Source organism: Rhodopseudomonas infernalis (assembly GCF_022271405.1).
GTDB lineage: Bacteria > Pseudomonadota > Alphaproteobacteria > Rhizobiales > Xanthobacteraceae > Rhodopseudomonas > Rhodopseudomonas infernalis.
Map to the genome: position 1 here is coordinate 205762 of NZ_JAJNAL010000002.1, position 18336 is coordinate 224097.

The 18336-nt window shown below is 65.4% G+C and carries 12 protein-coding genes; 8 read left to right on the plus strand and 4 right to left on the minus strand.

Features of this window, described 5'->3' with window-relative positions; genetic code table 11:
- Positions 1-618: 618 nt before the first annotated feature.
- The 5 genes from LPW26_RS02655 (at position 619) to LPW26_RS02675 (ending at position 7702) form a co-directional block, all read left to right on the plus strand.
- Entirely contained in the window at positions 619-1920 is a 1302-nt protein-coding gene (locus LPW26_RS02655) for an N-acetylmuramoyl-L-alanine amidase (protein ID WP_238732702.1), read from the plus strand.
- A gap of 194 nt (positions 1921-2114) precedes the next feature.
- Positions 2115-4604 (plus strand): penicillin-binding protein 1A, encoded by a 2490-nt coding sequence (locus LPW26_RS02660; protein WP_238732704.1) that lies wholly within the window; start codon positions 2115-2117, stop codon positions 4602-4604.
- Positions 4605-4702: 98 nt separating this feature from the next.
- A protein-coding gene (gene prfB, locus LPW26_RS02665; RefSeq protein WP_238732706.1) for a peptide chain release factor 2 occupies positions 4703-5834 on the plus strand; the annotation gives its coding sequence in 2 pieces (ribosomal slippage) (positions 4703-4771 and positions 4773-5834; 1131 coding nt in all).
- A gap of 2 nt (positions 5835-5836) precedes the next feature.
- On the plus strand, positions 5837-6739 hold the full coding sequence (locus LPW26_RS02670) for an NAD(P)-dependent oxidoreductase (RefSeq protein ID WP_238732708.1): 903 nt from the start codon (positions 5837-5839) through the stop codon (positions 6737-6739).
- A gap of 111 nt (positions 6740-6850) precedes the next feature.
- Positions 6851-7702, plus strand: a complete 852-nt coding sequence (locus LPW26_RS02675; protein ID WP_238732710.1) for an NAD(P)-dependent oxidoreductase — start codon at positions 6851-6853, stop codon at positions 7700-7702.
- A 16-nt stretch (positions 7703-7718) separates the two neighbouring features.
- On the opposite strand, the gene LPW26_RS02680 is transcribed toward LPW26_RS02675, so the two are convergent.
- Positions 7719-9104: a M23 family metallopeptidase gene (locus tag LPW26_RS02680; RefSeq protein WP_238732711.1), complete on the minus strand. Its 1386-nt coding sequence runs from the start codon at positions 9102-9104 to the stop codon at positions 7719-7721.
- A gap of 86 nt (positions 9105-9190) precedes the next feature.
- Positions 9191-9850, minus strand: a complete 660-nt coding sequence (locus tag LPW26_RS02685; protein ID WP_238732713.1) for a peroxiredoxin — start codon at positions 9848-9850, stop codon at positions 9191-9193.
- A 186-nt stretch (positions 9851-10036) separates the two neighbouring features.
- Between LPW26_RS02685 and LPW26_RS02690 the strand changes: the two genes are divergently transcribed.
- From LPW26_RS02690 to LPW26_RS02700, 3 genes are all read left to right on the plus strand, one after another.
- Positions 10037-13744 (plus strand): DUF3971 domain-containing protein, encoded by a 3708-nt coding sequence (locus LPW26_RS02690; RefSeq protein ID WP_238732715.1) that lies wholly within the window; start codon positions 10037-10039, stop codon positions 13742-13744.
- A 585-nt stretch (positions 13745-14329) separates the two neighbouring features.
- Positions 14330-14680, plus strand: a complete 351-nt coding sequence (locus LPW26_RS02695; RefSeq protein ID WP_238732717.1) for a hypothetical protein — start codon at positions 14330-14332, stop codon at positions 14678-14680.
- Positions 14667-16187, plus strand: a complete 1521-nt coding sequence (locus tag LPW26_RS02700; RefSeq protein ID WP_238732719.1) for an amidase — start codon at positions 14667-14669, stop codon at positions 16185-16187. The genes LPW26_RS02695 and LPW26_RS02700 overlap by 14 nt, the downstream gene beginning before the upstream one ends.
- 123 nt (positions 16188-16310) lie before the next feature.
- Here LPW26_RS02700 and LPW26_RS02705 read toward each other — a convergent pair whose 3' ends face one another.
- Both LPW26_RS02705 and LPW26_RS02710 read right to left on the minus strand, forming a co-directional pair.
- On the minus strand, positions 16311-16874 hold the full coding sequence (locus tag LPW26_RS02705) for a cytochrome b (RefSeq protein ID WP_238732721.1): 564 nt from the start codon (positions 16872-16874) through the stop codon (positions 16311-16313).
- Positions 16875-17072: 198 nt separating this feature from the next.
- Positions 17073-18302 carry an MFS transporter gene (locus LPW26_RS02710; protein WP_238732723.1) on the minus strand — a complete coding sequence of 410 codons (1230 nt, stop codon included), beginning with the start codon at positions 18300-18302 and terminating at the stop codon, positions 17073-17075.
- Positions 18303-18336 lie beyond the last annotated feature (34 nt).

Below are 18336 nucleotides of genomic sequence, written 5' to 3' on the forward strand. Positions count from 1 at the left end.
CTGATTCGGGGGTGAGGGGAAGGCCGAAACGCAACTCACCGCGCCGTGCCGGCGTGGGACCTGAGGCGTTGCGCGTGGCGAAGCGGGTGCTTCGCGGCGGCGCGGCCTTTACGTGGGTCCGGTTCGGCATCGCATTGTGGCGCATTAAGCGTCGGCCCGTCTGAACGATTGGCGGCAAATTATCCGCCTTGTCTTCCTGCTGAAGGACCGGCCTGGCGCCGAAGCGCTCACCGGCATGGATCATCCGGCCTTGGCCGGACGGATCGGTCATGAAGAGTCTGAACCGTCCCTGGTACGAAGAAGCCCGGGGACCGGACGCCGCTCGGGCCTCACCGACGCTCCTGCCTGGCCGCGCGCTGCGCTGGCGAGGAGGGGACGGAAAAACGCAAGATCCCACTTGTTGGATCGGAGGGATCGGGCGCTGCACCGAATGGCTGAACGCGACACAACCGGAAGATTAGACCGTCAGCACCAGATACATACGTGGATTGGCTCTCGCTTGCAAGGAGAGCGTCGCCGTCCGGTCACACTGCGGCTTATTCGAGCCAGGTCGCTTAAGAGGCGATTAACCACGCAGTTCTATTGCGGTAGAAGGCAATTGGAGAGGGGCCCGAATCCTTGCAGGGGCGCGCAAATCATTTTGTTTTGTTCCGCGCCCTCGTGGTGTGCGCCGCAGCATTTCTGTGCGCGCCGACCGTCAGCTTTGCAACTGGAGCTGAGCAGAGCGCGGTGCCGGCGCCTGGTGGTTTCCCGGTTGCCTCCGAGGCCCGCCTTGCTGGCGACGAGACACAAACTCGCTTCATCGTCGACCTCGACGCCAAAGTGCCGATGCGGGCCTTCACGCTGGCCGACCCTTATCGAGTCGTGATTGATCTGCCGCAGATCAATTTTCGCCTGCCGGCCGCCGTGGGCGGCAGCGGTCGCGGTCTGATCAAGGCGTTTCGCTACGGCCTGGTGATGCCGGGTGGTTCGCGGATCGTTCTGGAATTGACCGGGCCCGCCAAGATCTCCAAAGCCGAGATGCTCGATGCGGCCAATGGTCAGCCGGCCCGCATGGTGATCGAGCTTGATTCGGTCGACCGCACCGCCTTCACCGAGCAACTCGGCGCCGAAAAGGGTCCCGACCTGCGCCCGACGCTCGGCGCGTCCGAGACCACTGCGTCGGTCCCGCGAAGTGCGGAAACGGCCAAAGCCGACGCCGCCAAGGACGATCTGCGGCCCGTCGTCGTCCTCGACCCGGGGCACGGCGGAATTGACAATGGCACCCAGTCGGCCAGCGGCATCGCCGAGAAGCAACTTGTGCTCGATTTCGCCCTGGCGCTCCGCGACCAGATGGAGAAGGGCGGCAAGTACCGGGTCGTTCTCACGCGCAGTGACGACACGTTCATCCCACTCAACGACCGGGTGAAGATCGCGCGAGCGCAGTCGGCGGCGCTGTTCGTGTCGATTCATGCAGACGCGCTGCCGCGCGGCGAGGGTGATGCCCAGGGGGCGACGATCTACACGCTGTCCGACAAGGCCTCCGACGCCGAAGCGCAGCGCCTGGCCGACGCCGAAAACAAGGCCGACGCGATCGGCGGCGTCAATTTGACGGAAGAGCCGACCGATGTCGCCGACATCTTGATCGACCTCGCGCAGCGCGAGACCAAGACCTTCTCCAACCGCTTCGCCCGAACGCTGATGCGGGAAATGAAGGGCACCACCCGGCTGCACAAGAACCCGCTGAAATCCGCCGGCTTCCGTGTCCTCAAGGCGCCGGATGTGCCGTCGGTGCTGCTCGAACTCGGCTACGTCTCCAACAAGGGCGACCTGCAGCAGCTGGTGTCGGAGCAGTGGCGGACCAAGACGGTCGCGGCGGTCGCCCAGGCGATCGATTCGTTCTTCGCCAAGCGGGTCGTCTCGGCCGGCAGGCCGGACTGAAACTGGCGGCGGGCGAGGCCGGGCCCTAGTTTGGCCACAGCGCAAGCTTTATAAGACGCCCAGTGCAGTTCGTGATTTCGGTTTGGATCAAGGCCGGTCCCGGCGAGCGTGATCGCAGGGTTGCGGACCGAGCCAATCTCGTTCAAGGGACATTTCGCCGCGTCGCGCGGTCCTCGTGATACGGAACTCAATCGATGCGCTTGCTGCTGCGGTTTTTCGGCTTTCTGTTTGCGGCCGGGACGATCGTGTTTCTCGTCGGCGTCGCTGCCGCAGCCGGGCTGATCTGGCACTATTCCAAGGACTTGCCGGACTACTCTCAGCTTCAGGATTACGAGCCGCCGGTGATGACCCGCGTCCACGCGGCGGACGGCTCGCTGGTCGGCGAGTATTCCAAGGAGCGCCGGCTGTATCTGCCGATTCAGGCGGTGCCGAAGCTGGTGATCAACGCATTCCTGGCCGCCGAAGACAAGAACTTCTACGAGCACGGCGGCATCGACTATTCGGGCATGGCCCGCGCCGCGCTGCTGTACGCCCAGAACATCGGCTCGAATCGCCGCCCGCAGGGCGCCTCGACCATCACGCAGCAGGTCGCCAAGAACTTCCTTTTGACCAACGAGGTGTCGTTCACCCGCAAGATCAAGGAAGCGCTGCTGGCGATGCGCATCGAGCGGGCCTATTCGAAGGACCGCATTCTCGAGCTGTATCTGAACGAGATTTATCTGGGCCTCGGCGCCTATGGCATCGCTGCCGCGTCGCTGGTGTATTTCGACAAGTCGGTCAACGAGCTGACGGTCGCCGAAGCGTCGTATCTGGCGGCGCTGCCGAAGGCGCCCGCCGCACTGCATCCGATCCGCAACCACGACCGCGCGGTCGAGCGCCGCAACTACGTGATCGATCGCCTGCTGGAGAACGGCTGGATCAAACAGGCCGACGCGGACAAGGCTCGCAAGGAGCCGCTGGCGGTTGCCACCCGCGGCACTGGCGCGCACACCTTCGCCGGCGAGTATTTCGCCGAGGAGGTTCGCCGCGACATCCTCGAGCGCTATGGCGAGAAGAAGCTGTATGAAGGCGGCCTGTCGGTGCGCGCCACCCTCGATCCCAAGCTGCAGGTCGAGGCGCGCCGGACCATGACGGCCGGTCTCGTCAAGTTCGACGAAGCGCAGGGCTGGCGCGGGTCGCACACCAAACTCGACATCAGCGGCGACTGGGGCGTTAAGCTGGCCGAGGTCAAATCGCTCTCGGATATCTCGCCGTGGCGCATGGCCGTTGTGCTCGACACCTCCGACCAGTCGGCGCGGATCGGCTTCCAGCCGGGTCGCGAACTCGGCGGCGCCGTGTCGAAGCAGCGCGAGACCGGGCTGATCTCGCTCGACGGCGTGCGCTGGGCCAAGGCCGCCACCGGCCCGCAACGCGGGCGGACACCGAGCAACGTGTCGCAGGTGCTGTCCGCGGGCGACGTGATCTACGCCGACCCGCTGCTCGACAAGGAAGGCAAGGTCGTCGACGGCCAGTACCGGCTGCGACAGATCCCCGAAGTGTCCGGCGCGATGGTTGCGATGGACCCGTGGACCGGCCGTGTGCTGGCGATGGTCGGCGGCTTCTCGTTCGATCAGAGTCAGTTCAACCGCGCCACCCAGGCCTATCGGCAGCCCGGTTCTTCGTTCAAGCCGCTGGTCTATTCGGCCGCGATGGACAACGGCTACACGCCGTCGACCGTCGTGATCGACGCGCCGATCGAAATCGATCAGGGGCAGGGCGTCGGCGTCTGGCGGCCGGAGAACTACTCGACCGGCAAGTATTACGGCCCGACCACGCTGCGCAACGCGCTGCAGCGCTCGCTCAACACCGTGACGGTGCGGCTCGCGCAGGACATCGGCATGCCGCTGATCGGCGAATACGCCAAGCGGTTCGGTGTCTATGACGAATTGCCGAACTATCTCTCCTATGCGCTGGGCGCTGGCGAAACCACCGTCATGCGGATGGTCACCGCCTATTCGATGTTCGCCAATGGCGGACGCCGGGTGAAGGCGACGCTGATCGACCGCATTCAGGATCGTTACGGCCGCACCATCTTCAAGCACGATGCCCGCGAATGCCGCGGCTGCGAAGCGCCGGAAGGCTGGAAGAATCAGCCCGAGCCGCAGCTGGTCGACCGCCGCGAGCAGGTGCTCGATCCGATGACCGCCTATCAGATCACGTCCATGATGGAAGGTGTGGTTCAGGCCGGCACCGCCACCGTGGTGCGCGAAGTCGGCAAGCCGATCGCCGGCAAGACCGGTACCACCAATGACGAGAAGGATGCCTGGTTCATCGGCTTCTCGCCGGACCTCGTGGTCGGCATCTATTTCGGTTACGACAAGCCGCGCAACCTCGGCCGCGGCGCCACAGGCGGACATCTCGCGGCGCCTGTCGCCAAGGACTTCTTCAAGCTGGCGTTGGCCGACAAGCCGGCCGTGCCGTTCCGCGTTCCGGCCGGCATCAAGCTGATCCGCGTCGACGCCAAGAGCGGCATGCGGGCCGGCCCGGGCGATGGCCGCACCATTCTCGAGGCGTTCAAGCCCGGCACTGCGCCGCCGGACAACTACTCGGTGATCGGCGTCGCCGATGCCGACGGCCGCCAGCAGCAGATGGCGCCGCCCGACGACCGCGGCTTCTTCCGCCCCGGCACCGGCGGCCTCTACTGACGACCGATAGGGTCCAACGGGCGATTGCGCTTTGCCGCGTCGCCCGTTAAATCGCGTCATCCATTCGCGGCGACCCGTGTCCGCACCCAAGAGATCCCATGCGCGCAGAAATCGAACGCCTTGTCGAAGAGATCAAGCAGTCAGTCGGGCTGCTGAGGAGGCATCTTTGACGTCGACCAGTCGACTGTCCGCCTCGCGGAGCTGAACAAGCTCGCCGAGGACCCCGACCTCTGGAACGATCCGCAGAAGGCCCAGAAGCTGATGCAGGAGCGAACCTCGCTGGAGGATTCGCTGACCGGCATCGGCAAGGTCGAGCGTGAGCTGACCGACAATGTCGAGATGATCGAACTCGGCGAAGCCGAGGGCGACGAAGGCATCGTCAAGGAAGCCGAGAACGCGCTCAAGGCGCTGAAGAAGGAAGTGGCGCGGCGCGAGCTCGAAGCCCTTCTGTCCGGCGAGGCCGATCGCTTCGACACCTATCTCGAAGTTCATGCCGGCGCCGGCGGCACCGAGAGCCAGGACTGGGCCTCGATGCTGCTGCGCATGTACACGCGCTGGGCCGAAAAGCACGGCTTCAAGATCGAGTATCTCGAAGAGTCCGAAGGCGAAGAAGCGGGGATCAAGTCGGCGACGATCCAGATCTCCGGCCACAACGCCTATGGCTGGTTGAAGACCGAGGCGGGCGTGCATCGCCTCGTTCGGATCTCGCCGTTCGACTCCAATGCGCGGCGGCACACTTCGTTCTCGTCGGTGCAGATCTTCCCGGTGATCGACAATTCGATCAAGATCGATATCGCCGAGTCCGACGTCCGCGTCGATACGATGCGGTCGGGCGGCGCCGGCGGTCAGCACGTCAACAAGACCGAATCCGCGGTGCGCCTGACCCACATCCCGACCGGCGTCGCGGTGGTCTGTCAGGCCGGCCGTTCGCAGCACAAGAACCGCGCCCAGGCGTGGGACATGCTGCGCGCGCGGCTCTACGAGATCGAGTTGAAGAAGCGCGAGGAACAGGCCGCCGCCGATCAGGCCGCCAAGACCGAGATCGGCTGGGGCCACCAGATCCGCTCCTACGTCCTGCAACCGTATCAGATGGTCAAAGACCTGCGCACCGGCGTGCAGACCTCCGACACCGCGGGCGTGCTCGACGGCGATCTCGACGAGTTCATGGCCGCGACCCTGGCGCAGCGCGCGTTCGGCACCGGGCCGGGCAGCGTCGAGGACGTGGACTGAGCGTGGACGACAGCAGCCGCATTCGGGTTGGTTTCATCGGCCTCGGCAAGATGGGCCACGGCATGGCCGGCCGGATGCTCGATGCCGGTTTCGACGTCGCAGTGTGGAATCGCAATGCGGTCAAGGCCGATGATCTGATCGCGCGCGGCGCACGCCGCGCGGCGACGCCGGCGGAGGCCGCACGCGGCGCGGATGCGATCATCACCATGGTGTCCGATGACGACGCTTCCCAGGCGGTCTGGTTAGGCGCCGAGGGCGCGGCCACGGCCTCGAAAGCGGGTGCGCTCGCAATCGAGTGTTCGACGGTTTCGTACCAGCACGCGCTCGATCTTGCCGCAGCGATTCGCGCGAGCGGGCTGATCTATATCGACTGCCCGGTGACCGGGTTGCCCGATGCCGCGGCGCGCGGCGAACTCACGCTGCTGATTGGCGCCGAAGCCGGCGATCTCGACACCGCGCGACCATTTCTCGCTGCGCTCGGTCAGACCATCCGCCATTTCGGGCCGGTCGGCGCCGGCACCGTCTACAAGCTGATCAACAATCTGATGGGCGCGATCCAGATCGCAGGGCTCGCCGAGGGCATCGCGATCGCCGAGCGGGCTGGTCTCGATATGGATCTGGTGCGTGAGGCGATCCTCGGCGGCGTCGTGGCAAGTCCGCAGGTCGTCCGGCATACACCCCGCATGATTGCCCGCGACTTCAGCAACGCCACCTTCACCGCCGCGCTCCGCCACAAGGATGCGGACTACGCGGTGAGGCTCGCCGAACAATTGCTGCCCCAGCTGCCGCTGAGCCGTGCGGCCGTCGCAGCCTATGCCGCCGCGAAGACCGCTGCGCCGCATGAGGATGAAGGCAAGCTGATCGAACTGTTGTCGGCCGGTGCGCCGAACGTCGCGGCCGACTGAGCGTTTCTGGCTCGTCCTAGCGGCGGTTGCTCTGTGGTTTTGGTGGAGCCTCGCATCTCATCGATACGGCTCTGCCGGACTGCAGTGACCCTCACATCAGGAGATGATCGCATGGACGTCGGTATGATCGGGCTTGGCGCCATGGGGCGCGCGATGGCGCTGAACCTGGCCGCCGCGGGCCACCGCGTGAAGGCGTGGAATCGCTCTGGCGGTACGCTGGACGGCATCACGATGGTCGCAACTCCTGCCGATGCGCTGCAAGGCGAGGTGGCGCTGACGATGCTGTCCGACGACGCCGCGATCCGCTCGGTGCTGCTCGACAGCGGCGCGCTCGCCGCGGCAAACAAGAATCTGCTCCACGTCGTCACGTCGACGATCTCGGTGGCCTTCGCGCGCGAACTCGTGACTGCGCACCACGACCTGGGCGTTCGCTATGTGTCGGCGCCCGTGCTCGGGCGGCCCGATGTCGCGGCGGCCGGCCAACTGCACATTCTGGCTGGTGGGCCTCCGGAGGCCGTGGCGGCGGTGCGTCCGGTGCTCGATGTCATCGGCGGCAAGTTCTGGGACATGGGCCCCGAGGCGCCGACCGCAAATGCCGCCAAAGTCGCCTGCAACATGATGATCACCATGGCGATCGAGGCGATGGCCGAGGGCGTGGTGATCACCGAGGCGAACGGCCTGCCGCGCGGGACCTTCTTCGAGCTGATTCTCGGCACGCTGTTCGGCGCGCGATCCTATCAGGTGTATTCGGCGATCATCGCGGAAGGAAAGTATCAGCCGGGGTTCAAGGCCACGCTGGGATTGAAGGACCTTCGTCTGGCCACCGAGGCTGCCGGGCAGGCCGGGCGTCAGCTGCCGATGCTGGACGCCGTGCACCACCAGATGTCGGAGACGGTCCGGGCCGGCATGGGCGACCGCGATTGGGCGGCGATGGCCGATTACACCATCCGCGGCGGCAAGTAAGCCGTTGGCGGCGGCGTTAGTTCGCCCCCGCCAGCCGCACCCCCGCGCGCAGAAACTTCTGCGGATCCACTGCTTCGCCGTCGATGCGGGTTTCGTAGTGCAAATGCGGGCCGGTGGAGCGGCCGGTGGAGCCGACTTCGCCGATGACCTGGCCGATCTGGACGCTCTGTCCGACCTTGGCGATGATCTTCGACAAGTGGCCGTAGCGCGTCGACAGGCCGTTGCCGTGGTCGATCTCGACCATCTGGCCGTAGCCGCCTTGCCAGCCGGCGTTCACCACCTTGCCGATTGCGGTGGCGCGGACGGGGTCGCCCGTGGACGCGCGGAAGTCGAGGCCGGAGTGCATCGCGGGGCGGCCGAGAAACGGATCGGAGCGGACGCCGAAGCCGGACGAAAATTCGACTTCGCCGAGCACCGGCTTGCGATACGGCACCAGCGTCAGCGCGCGGTTGAGGCGGTCGAGCTGGGCTCGGCTGATATTGATGCGATAGAGCTGGCGGTCGAACGAGCTGGCGCTGCTACCGGGGGCCTTCAGGGGTACGAACGGGCCGCCGATGCCGCCGCTGCCGCCGCGCGGCGCAGCGGCTTCGATGCCGCGTGCGTCGAGGCCGAGATCGGTCAGCACGCCGCGCATCCTGCGGGCTCGGGATTCGAACGATTCTTCCACCGAGCCGAGCAGGGCGATCTGCCGGCGCTCGACCTGATCGAGCGACTGGTCGAGCTTCGACAGCGCGGTGCCGACACCCTGCGCCTTTGCGTATTGCGTCGTCGGCAGCGCCGGAGCCACAGAGGGGGTGCGCGACTCCAGCCGCGCATCGCGATCAGGCGGCGCCACGAAGATCACGGTGTTGTTGATCGGTGATGGCTTCAGCGGCCCGGCGGGGGCGGTGTCGGCCGCCGAGGTCCGGCCGCTCTTGATGCTGCCGGTGACGGCGACGTCGGGCAGGCTGCTCAAGGAATTAGCGCGCGACTCCAGCATGCTCTGGCGGCGCATGATCTGGTCGAGCTTCTGGTCGAACTGCTCCTGATCGAGCAACTGCCGGCTGGTGGTGCGATCGACCTTGGCGCGCAGCTCGGCGATGCGGTCCTCATATGCGTATTGCATCTCCGCCTGGCGGGCGATCAGGCGGGTCAGTACGTCGTCGCGGAATGCGAAGTAGGTCGCGGTGGCGGCCGACCAGACGCCGAGCGCGACGACGGTGCCGACCACGATCCAGAACACCACGGGCCCGATCCGGACCTGTTTGCCCGCATGGGCGATGGTGTAGCTGCTGCCTTCCGCGACCGCAGCCTGGGCCATCTTCGGGGCCGGATACTGCGGCCGTGGCGCGCGTTGCGGCTGCTGCGAGCGGCCGTGATGAGGGGCGTGGGGCTGGTGGTCGGGACCGGAACGGTAGGACATCGATACTCCCGCGCCGACGGAACGGGTCGTCGGCTTAACGCGCGGGCAGATTTGACCCCCTCATGGTTAATTTTCGGAAAAGGTATTCACAACAATTGCGCAGCTGCGAGGACCTGATCGGCGTGGCCGTCGACCTTCACGTTACGCCAGACCCGGGCGACCTTGCCGTCCCGTCCGATCACAACCGTGGTCCGGATAACGCCTTCGAACTTGCGGCCGTATAACGATTTTTCGCCCCAGGCGCCGTAGGCTTCGAGCATCTCGTGGGTCGGGTCCGACAGCAGCGGGGTCGCCAGGCTGTGCTTGTCGCGAAACGAGTCCTGCGCCTTCACCGAGTCGGCCGAGACACCGATCACTGCGGTGTCGCATTTCTCAAATGCCGGCTTCAGCCGGGTGAAGTCGATCGCCTCCTTGGTGCAGCCTGGCGTATTGGCGCGCGGATAAAAGAAGATCACCAGCTTCTGGCCGGCAAAGCTCGCCAGCGTGACGGTTTCGCCGCCGTCGCGGGGAAGTGTGAAAGCTGGCGCCTTGGCGCCTTCTGCCAGCGCTCCGGGGGCTGGCGCTTGCCCAGCTGCCTTCACTTTGGTCGGCGCTTCGGCCGGACCGGGCGGCTTGGCAGGGGCGGCTGCTTTCGGCTTGGTTGCGGCTTTCGCGGACGAGGCAGGCCGTTTGGCGGCTGCGGATTTCGTCGCGGGCCCCTTCGCAGTTCCCGACTTCAAGGGATTCTCGCGCGTTTGCTTGGACATACGCCTTCCTTTCGTCGCTTTCGGCGGGTCAAACGGAGGTTCGCGAATGTTGCTGCGGCACTGCCGTCGCTGGGCAAATCCGTTCGCCTCAGGATATGGTTGCAGGGATTCGTGATCCCGACCAGATAGCTACGTAAGCCTTCCGGCTCGGTGACGAGTCAACAGTTCAACCGAGGACGGGCAGAAATGCCGCCACAGGAGCGTCTCCTGCGCGTCGGCGCGCAAACCTCCCTCGGCGATCAGGCTGCGACCGAGAGCGCACAACGAGAGGCAATGGCCAACTACCCATCGCCCAATGCTTCCGGTCCGCATTCCCAGCGTGACGACGATGCCCATCGTTGGGACGATGGGGATTGGGATCCCGAGCACGAAGAGGCTAGTCGCCATCGTGCCCGTAAGCTGCTTGGGCAGCGCAATCTTGGCTTTCACCATGTCGACGATTCGATGCGCAGGTGGCGGCGCCGGTTCGCCGGATCGCCGTGGCTCAGGCGAACCCTGATCACGCTCGTCGTGGTCGGCTTCGTGCTGGCAGCCGGGTTTGGTGGCGTCTGGCTGCGGCTTGGAGCCGGGCCGATCAATCTGGATATGGCCACGCCTTGGCTTGCCGAGGCGATCGAGCAGAACATCGGCCATGGCAACACCGTCGAGGTCGGCGGCACCCAGATCGAGCGCGCCGGACGGATCCGCATCGCAGTCCGGATTCGCGACATTGTCGTGCGCGACCGCGACCACGTGATCGTGGCAACCGCGCCCAAGGCCGAGGTCCGGCTGTCGGGCTGGGCATTGCTGCTGGGCAAGCTGCGGGCCGAGAGCCTGCGCCTGGTCGATGCCGAACTCGCCATTCGAATTACTCCCGATGGGCAGGTGACCGTCTCTACCGGAGACACCGCCCGCCCCCTGGCCACCGGCGTCGCCTCGAGCCGCAAGCCGCCGGAATTCACGCTTCCGGTTCAACCGCCCGCTCTGACACCGGGCGACGCAGCGTCGCCTGCCGGCACGCCCGGTGCCGACGATGGCGAGGCAATGAAGAACTTGTTGGCTGGGCTCGATTGGCTCGACAGTCTGAGTCTGACAGGCCTGGATGGTCAGAACCTCGACGAGATCGGCCTGAAGAACGGCAACCTCGTCGTCGACGATCAGCAACGCGGCAATCGCTGGAATTTCGAGAACATCAGCTTCAGCCTGCGCCGGCCGAGTCGCGGTGGGGTCGCGCTGAGCCTCGGTGAGGAAGGTCGCAAGGCGTGGTCACTCCGGGTGCAGGTCGGGCCGCCGCACGACGGCGTCCGGGCGGTGGAGGTGCACGCCAACCAATTGCCGACCCGCAACATCCTGCTGGCACTGCGGCTTAAGAACCTGACCTATGGTGCCGACTTCCCGTTGACGGGCGATCTGCGCGGCGAGCTCGGCCGCGACGGAGTGCCGACCTATCTGCGCGGCAAGTTGGTCGCCGGGGCCGGCACGCTGATCGACTACGACACGCCGGACTATCCGATGGCGATCGACCAGGCGGAGTTCAACTTCGAATGGGATGCCAATCGGCGCGTGTTGATGGTTCCGCTCAAGGTGATTGCCGGAGCTAATCGAGTCACGCTGCTGGCGTCGCTCGAGCCGCCGAACGGCACCGCCAACGACTGGCGGCTCGGCCTTTCCGGCGGGACCATCGTGCTGCCCGGCGCCGAAGGCGAGCAGCCGCTGATCTTCAACCGCATCGCGGTGCGTATTCGTTTCGACACTGAAAATAGTCGTGTGCTGCTGACACAGGCGGATTTCAACAACGGCGAAATCGGTGTCGCCGGGTCGGGCAGCATCGACTATTCGGGCGAGCCGCGGCTGAAGCTTGGCTTCGCCGGCACACCGATGTCGGTGTCGGCGCTGAAGCGGATGTGGCCGATCCTGGTCGTGCCCGAAGTTCGCGAATGGGTGAACGAGCGGATCGAGAAGGGCGCGGTTCAGAGCATTGACATCGCCGTGAATTCGCCGGTGAAGAACCTGTCCCGCCGCGGTCCCCCGATCCCCGACGATGGACTTCTGGTCAACATCAACGGCAGCGGCGCGACGATCCACCCGGTCGACGGGATGCCGTCGGTCCGCGATGCCGATATGCGCGTGCGCGTAACCGGCCGCACTGCGACCGTTGCGATCGCGCAGGCCAATGCGGAGACCGCAAGCGGCCGCCGCATCGCGCTCTCCGACATCCTGTTCGAGGTGCCGGATATGGCGCCGAAGCCGTCGCCGTCGCGGATCAAGTTCAAGCTCGAAGCGCCGGTGCCGGCCGTTGCCGAAGTGCTGTCGTCCGGGCGGCTCAGCGACGTCAGCAACGTGCCGATCGATCCAGCGGCTACCAAGGGCAATGTCACCGCGCAGATCATGCTCGGCATGCCGATCCAGCGCGAACTGACCAAGACCGATACGACCTACGCCATCAACGCCGATCTCACGGGCTTCTCAGGCGACAAGCTGGTGATGGGTCAGAAGCTCGAGGCGAACACGCTGAAGCTGATCGCCAACAATCAGGGCTATCAGGTCAAAGGCGACGTCAAGATCAACGGCCAGGCGGCGACACTCGATTATCGCAAACCGGCCGATGGCGATGCCGACGTCAAGCTGCAGGCGACGCTCGACGATGCCAGCCGCGCCAAGCTCGGCTTCGATCTCGGTCCGGCCGTGAGCGGCGCCATGCCGGTGAAGCTGTCCGGCAAGATGGGCGACAACGATCAGGAGACCAAGCTTGGCCTGGACATCGATCTCACGGCGCTGAAGTTCGACAACGTGCTGCCGGGCTGGACCAAGCAGACCGGAAAAGCCGGCCGCGCCACCTTCAATGTCATCAAGAAGCCGCAGTCGACCCGGCTCGAGGACATTCAGATCGAAGGCAGCGGCACGCTGATCAAGGGCTCGCTCGAGCTCGACGAGGACGGCGATATCATCAACGCCAATTTCCCGGTGTATTCGCCATCGGAAGGCGACAAGACCACGCTCAGGGCGGAGCGCGGGTCGGACGGCGTCGTCAAGGTGGTGATGCGCGGCGACGTGTTCGACGGCCGCGGCTTCATCAAGTCGGCGCTGTCGGGCACTCAGGCCGAGCCGAAGAGCAAGTCCAAGAGCCTGGATTTCGATCTCGACCTCAAGCTCGGCGCCGTGGCCGGTTATTTCGGCGAGGCGCTGCGCGGCGTCGACGTCAAGATGGTCCGCCGCAACGGCGCGTTCCGATCCTTCAGCTTCAACGGCAAGATCGGCCGCGACACCCCGATCAGCGCCGATCTGCGCGGCAAGAACAAGGGTCGCGAGGTGGTCTACCTCGAGACCAACGACGCCGGCGCATTCTTCCGCTTCTCGGACACATACTCCAAGATGTATGGCGGCCAGCTCGCGCTGGCGCTCGAGCCTCCGACCGCCGAACCGCGCGAGAAGGAAGGTCTGATCAACGTTCGCGACTTCACCGTGAAGGGCGAGGCGGCGCTGGAGCGGGCCGCCGCCGGCGCGCCGGGAGGCGCCGCCGCAGGCATAGCGTTCTCGCGGCTGCGTGCCGAGTTCACGCGCCAAAACGGCCAACTCACCGTGCGCGACGGCGTTGTGAAAGGACCGACGATCGGCGCGACGATCGAGGGCTCGATCGACTATCCGGCCAACCAGGTGCGGATGAGCGGCACCTTCGTGCCGATGTACGGGCTGAACAATATGTTCGGCCAGATCCCGATCGTCGGGCTATTCCTCGGTGGCGGCAGCAACGAGGGCCTGATCGGCGTTACCTACGAAGTGGTCGGCACACCTGGTCAGCCGGTGCTCCGAGTCAACCCGATCTCGGCCATGGCGCCCGGCGTGCTGCGCAAAATCTTTGAGTTCAACACCGGCCGGCAAAACAACGGCGTCGATTTCCCGACGCCGCCGAACTAGGCGGGGGGCTTAAGCCGTCGGCGGCGTCCACTTTGCTCCGACCATGACCGCCCTTGAGCAAGGGCAGGGAGCGGGCGGAGGCGGACACACTTTCCGAAGAAGCAACACGCGACCTTTCGAAGGTGGCCGGCCCGACTTGTATCTCCACCCCCACTTCATCCGTAATATCCCCAGGATTGGGCCGCCTCTACGAATCGACGAAGAGTTGTATTTTCGCAAGTAGCGCGTGCAAGTGATTGGATGATCGGTGGTCGACTCCCTCACGGATGATGTCGAGTTGACCGTCAGAAATCTGCGTCGTCAGCACATTCGAGAGTCGTCCCGTGCACCATGCAGAGCCTACTGCGTCCGACGTGCCAGGTATCCCGTCCAAAACCCGTTGGCTGTTTCCCAATGGGTTGGTCAGCCTAGACCTATCTGCCGAGAACGTTTCGCTTCCTCACGACATTCGGCGCGTGAGCCGACTTCATCATTCGTTGGGACCTTGGGCTGGAACTATCCACCTACGATGCCGGCTTCAGATCTTCGCTCACGATGAGCTACGAGGTCCTCACCGGCGCGGGATCGCATACGCCGATCACCGCCGTGATCGGCGACAATCAGATTCCGGCCGCCGATCTTCGCCAATTCGGACGGCAGGTCCATGTGTCGATGGCGCAAGTCATCCGCCCGTTTCACACCTCGCTCGACGGCGACGTGTTGTTCGCCTGCTCGGTCGGCGAGGAGCCGCTTGCCTCTCCCGCGGCGATCGCGGCCGAGTTCGGCTCCGTCCTGGCGCGGCAGGCGATCTTCAGCGCGATTCCGTCCTGGCGCGAACGAACACCGGAAGAGCTGTTTCCTTGTCAGGCCTGGGGCCGCGCGCAACAACAAAGAGTTCAACATGAACGACAGCACGAAACAGTCGCAGACAGCGAACACAAGCATGCAGATGAATAAGCGGAGTTTCATCGCCGGGCTGATGGCTGCGCCGTCCGTGCTGAAGTCGGGTCTCGCAACGGCGGCATCAGATAGTTCAGCCGTGGGAGCCGCCGACCCGCTCTGCTATGCATCGGTCGATGAACTCAAGGCGATGTTTCAGGCCGGCAAGGCCTCGCCGGTCGATCTGCTGAAGGCGCAGATCAGGCGCATCGAAGCGCTCAATCCGAAGGTCAATTGTATCACCTACACGCATTTCGACCAGGCGATGACGGAAGCTCAGGAGTCCGAAGCGCGCTACCGGCGCGGCGAGGCGAGGGCGCTGGAAGGGATCACGGTCGCCCTCAAGGACGATGCGAGCCGGGCCGGCTGGAAGACGACGCAGGGCTCGCTGCTCTTCAAGGATGCGCCGCCGGCCACGGAAAACGTCGCCATCGTCGACATGCTCGAAGCGGCCGGCGCCGTCATGCCGTTCCAGACTACCGTGCCGGAGTTCTATTTATTCGTCGGCGCGTCCACCCGCGCCTATGGCACGACCCGCACGCCGTGGAATCTGGCGTACTCGCCCGGCGGGTCGTCGGCGGGATCGGGTGCGGCGCTGGCCGCAGGCTTCGCGACACTCGCCACGGGGTCGGACATGGGTGGCTCGATCCGCCTTCCCGCCTCGCAAAACGGCATCTATGGCTTCAGGCCGACGTTCGGGCGGGTTGCGAGCGGCGAAGTCCCGATGGCGACCAACGGTCCGATGGCCCGACGCTTCGACGACCTGGTCCATCTCCAGAACGTCATCGTCGGTCCCTCCGAGAAATGCATGGCCGCCATTAGGCCGCGCCTCGACTATCCAGCCCAGTACCCGGACCTGTCGGGGTGGCGGATCGCCGTGGACTGGGGTGCCGACATCGCCAAGCTCACGCCGGCGATGAAAGACGCGATGCTGAAAGGCATCGAGGTGCTCCGCGCCGCCGGCTGCGTCGTCGAAGACGTCGACTGCGGCTTCTCGAAGAAGGACTTCAACACCTACGCTCATGGCCTGATGGCGACCTCCATCGGCGTGCTCGTCGCGATCGCGAACGGCGGTCGTGATCAGCTCTCGCCCTATATGACCGACATTCTCGACCAGGTCGCCGGCGCAACCGCCGGACCACGAGAGGCCGACGCAGCCGAGGCGTTGCTGGCGCGCTGGCACCGGCAGGTTCAGCAGCGCGTCTATGGCAAGGGCTATCGCATTCTGCTGATGCCGACCATGGCGACGTCTCTCGTCAGCGCCGACATGTTCAAGAGCAAGGACACTAATGTGCCGCTGTTGGAAGGCAGCGGGCTGGCCTATGCGCTCACGTGGCCGTGGAACCTGCTCAACCGCTATCCGATTGTGGATGTCCCGCTCGGCATCGTCGAGGACCGAATGCCCGCGGGCATGCAGGTGATCGGACAGACCTTCAGCGATCTCGACACTTTCCAGTTCGCGTTCAACTGGTCTCGTCTGGCGCAGCCGTTGTTCACCGATGGGCGTTTCCCGACCTTCGCCTGACGAGCGGACCACTGATACAGAAGTTTCGCGCTTGCTGATCCTGCAAGGCGAAGCAACCCATTCTTCTGAGGACTGAGCCTCTGGATTGCTTCGCCGCCCTGCAAAAATGCGTGCGCGGAACGCTTACTTGCCGCGCAGCCAGGGCACCATGCGGCCGAGCGTGGCGTCGTGGCGGAAGTACTGATGCCATAGCGCGCCGGCGATGTGGATGCCGACCACAGCCAGCGTCACCACGAAGATCGTCTCGTGCGCTTCGTGCAGGATGCCGGCGAGCTGCTTGTTGGCGGCGAACAGCGGCGGGATGCCGAGCAGGGTGACGCCGCGGCCGGCGGCGAGCACCATGGCGAGGCCCGAGGCGGGCACGGCGAGCAGCAGCAGATACAGCAGGCCGTGGCTGATGCGCGCGACCACTTCGGTGAGCCGCGGCGACGGTACCAGGTCGGGCGCACCGTGAAACCGGATCCACAGGATCCGCACGGCCGCAACGCCCAGCACCACGACGCCAAGCGCCTTGTGCCAGTCCATCAGCGTGATGCGCAACGGGTCAGCCTTATCCAGGCTGCCGGCATATTTCACGAGAACGAACAGCGCGATCACGGCGAAGAAGATCGCCCAATGCAGCAGGACGGCGAGAGCGCCGTACTCACTGGGGCGTTTGTCAGCGGAATCGAGGGTGGTCGTGGTCATGATGTCTCCCGAATTGATCTGGCGCGCAAAAACCTGCGGCGCTTGCTACCCGCGGCGGCATCATGTGCGGCATGGCCGCTGGCGTGATGTGATCGAGCGCAAATCTCGGGAACACATTTTCCTGATCGAGCGCGGCGGCGACGCGATGCCGCAGCCCATGCTTGAAGTAGCTGCGATTGAATCGCAGTTAGCTGCGCACTATCGCTCGCGCAGCGCCGGCACCACTAGGAACGGAATCATGCCGAGCAGTACGGCGACCAGCGCGAAGGCGATCAGCGGATTGTAGCTGCCGCTGAGGTCGTGGATCAGGCCGCCGCACCAGGAGCCGAACGCCGAGCCGAGGCCGCTGCCGATCGTTATCGTGCCGTAGATCAGCCCGACCTGCTTGCCGTGAAACACCTTCATGGCGGTCGCGGTGATCAGCGGCCCGCGCGAGCCGATCATGCTGCCGAAACACAGCACGAAGCCCGAGAGGACGATGTAGTTCGGGTACCATTGCAGCAGCCACAGCAGCACGATGCCGGTGATCGAGATCGCATAGCTGACCAGGATGGACGGCCGGCGCCCGATCACGCCATCGAGCCAGCTCACGCTCAGCATGCCGATCACCAGAACCACGCCGGAGAAACCCCAGGCCGTCGCGGCCTGCAACGGTGGGAAGCCGGCGTCGACCAGATAGGCGACCACCTGCGCGGAGATCGCGTACATGCCGATGGCGGTGAAGAAGAAGGTCGCGAACAGCGCCCAGAACGCGTGATGGCGAACGGCCAAGCGCAACGTCCAGCCGTCGTCCGGTGCCTCGAGTGTCGGCGCGGGCGACATGCCGGCGGTGCCTGCGGCGTAACGGCGCCACGGCAGCATCAGCAGCGGAACGATCAGCAGCAGCATCGCGGCGCCGAGCATCTCGTAGGCGCCGCGCCAACCGGAGCGATCGATCAGCAGCTGGGCGATCGGCAGCATCAACAGCACGCCGGCGCCGGTCGCCGAATACACCACCGCCATCGCGGTCGGCAGCCGAGGCCCGAACCAGCGGCCGAGCAGGATCGAGTTCGGCACGTTGCCGGTGAGCGCAATCCCGAGCCCGACGCACAGACCGACCGCGATCTGCAACTGCCACAGCTGCTGCGCGATCGCAGCGCCGAGAAATGCGCCGCCGAGCAGCAGCGCGCCGAGCATGTAGACGATGCGCGGACCGGAGCGGTCGAACAGCCGGCCGACGAACGGCGAGGCGAGGCCGGTGCAAAGCGCCGTCAGCGAATAGATCGACACCACCTCGGCGCGGTCCCAGCCGAAGGATTGCGAGATCGGCAGCAGGAACACGGTGAAGCTTTCACCGAGGCCGCGGCCGAGCAGCGACAGCACGAAGCAGACGCCGAGCACGGCGAGGCCGGTGCGCTGCGGCGCGCGCGGATTCGATGTGTGGTCCAAGGGCGATTCATCCCGGAAAACGTTTGCTCCATGG

Coding starts and splice junctions, on each gene's coding strand:
- LPW26_RS02705 (WP_238732721.1), bottom strand. CDS start 16,874: ATGACCACGACCACCCTCGATTCCGCTGACAAACGCCCCAGTGAGTAC.
- LPW26_RS02660 (WP_238732704.1), top strand. CDS start 2,115: ATGCGCTTGCTGCTGCGGTTTTTCGGCTTTCTGTTTGCGGCCGGGACG.
- LPW26_RS02685 (WP_238732713.1), bottom strand. CDS start 9,850: ATGTCCAAGCAAACGCGCGAGAATCCCTTGAAGTCGGGAACTGCGAAG.
- LPW26_RS02680 (WP_238732711.1), bottom strand. CDS start 9,104: ATGTCCTACCGTTCCGGTCCCGACCACCAGCCCCACGCCCCTCATCAC.
- LPW26_RS02700 (WP_238732719.1), top strand. CDS start 14,667: ATGCAGATGAATAAGCGGAGTTTCATCGCCGGGCTGATGGCTGCGCCG.
- LPW26_RS02675 (WP_238732710.1), top strand. CDS start 6,851: ATGGACGTCGGTATGATCGGGCTTGGCGCCATGGGGCGCGCGATGGCG.
- LPW26_RS02690 (WP_238732715.1), top strand. CDS start 10,037: ATGCCGCCACAGGAGCGTCTCCTGCGCGTCGGCGCGCAAACCTCCCTC.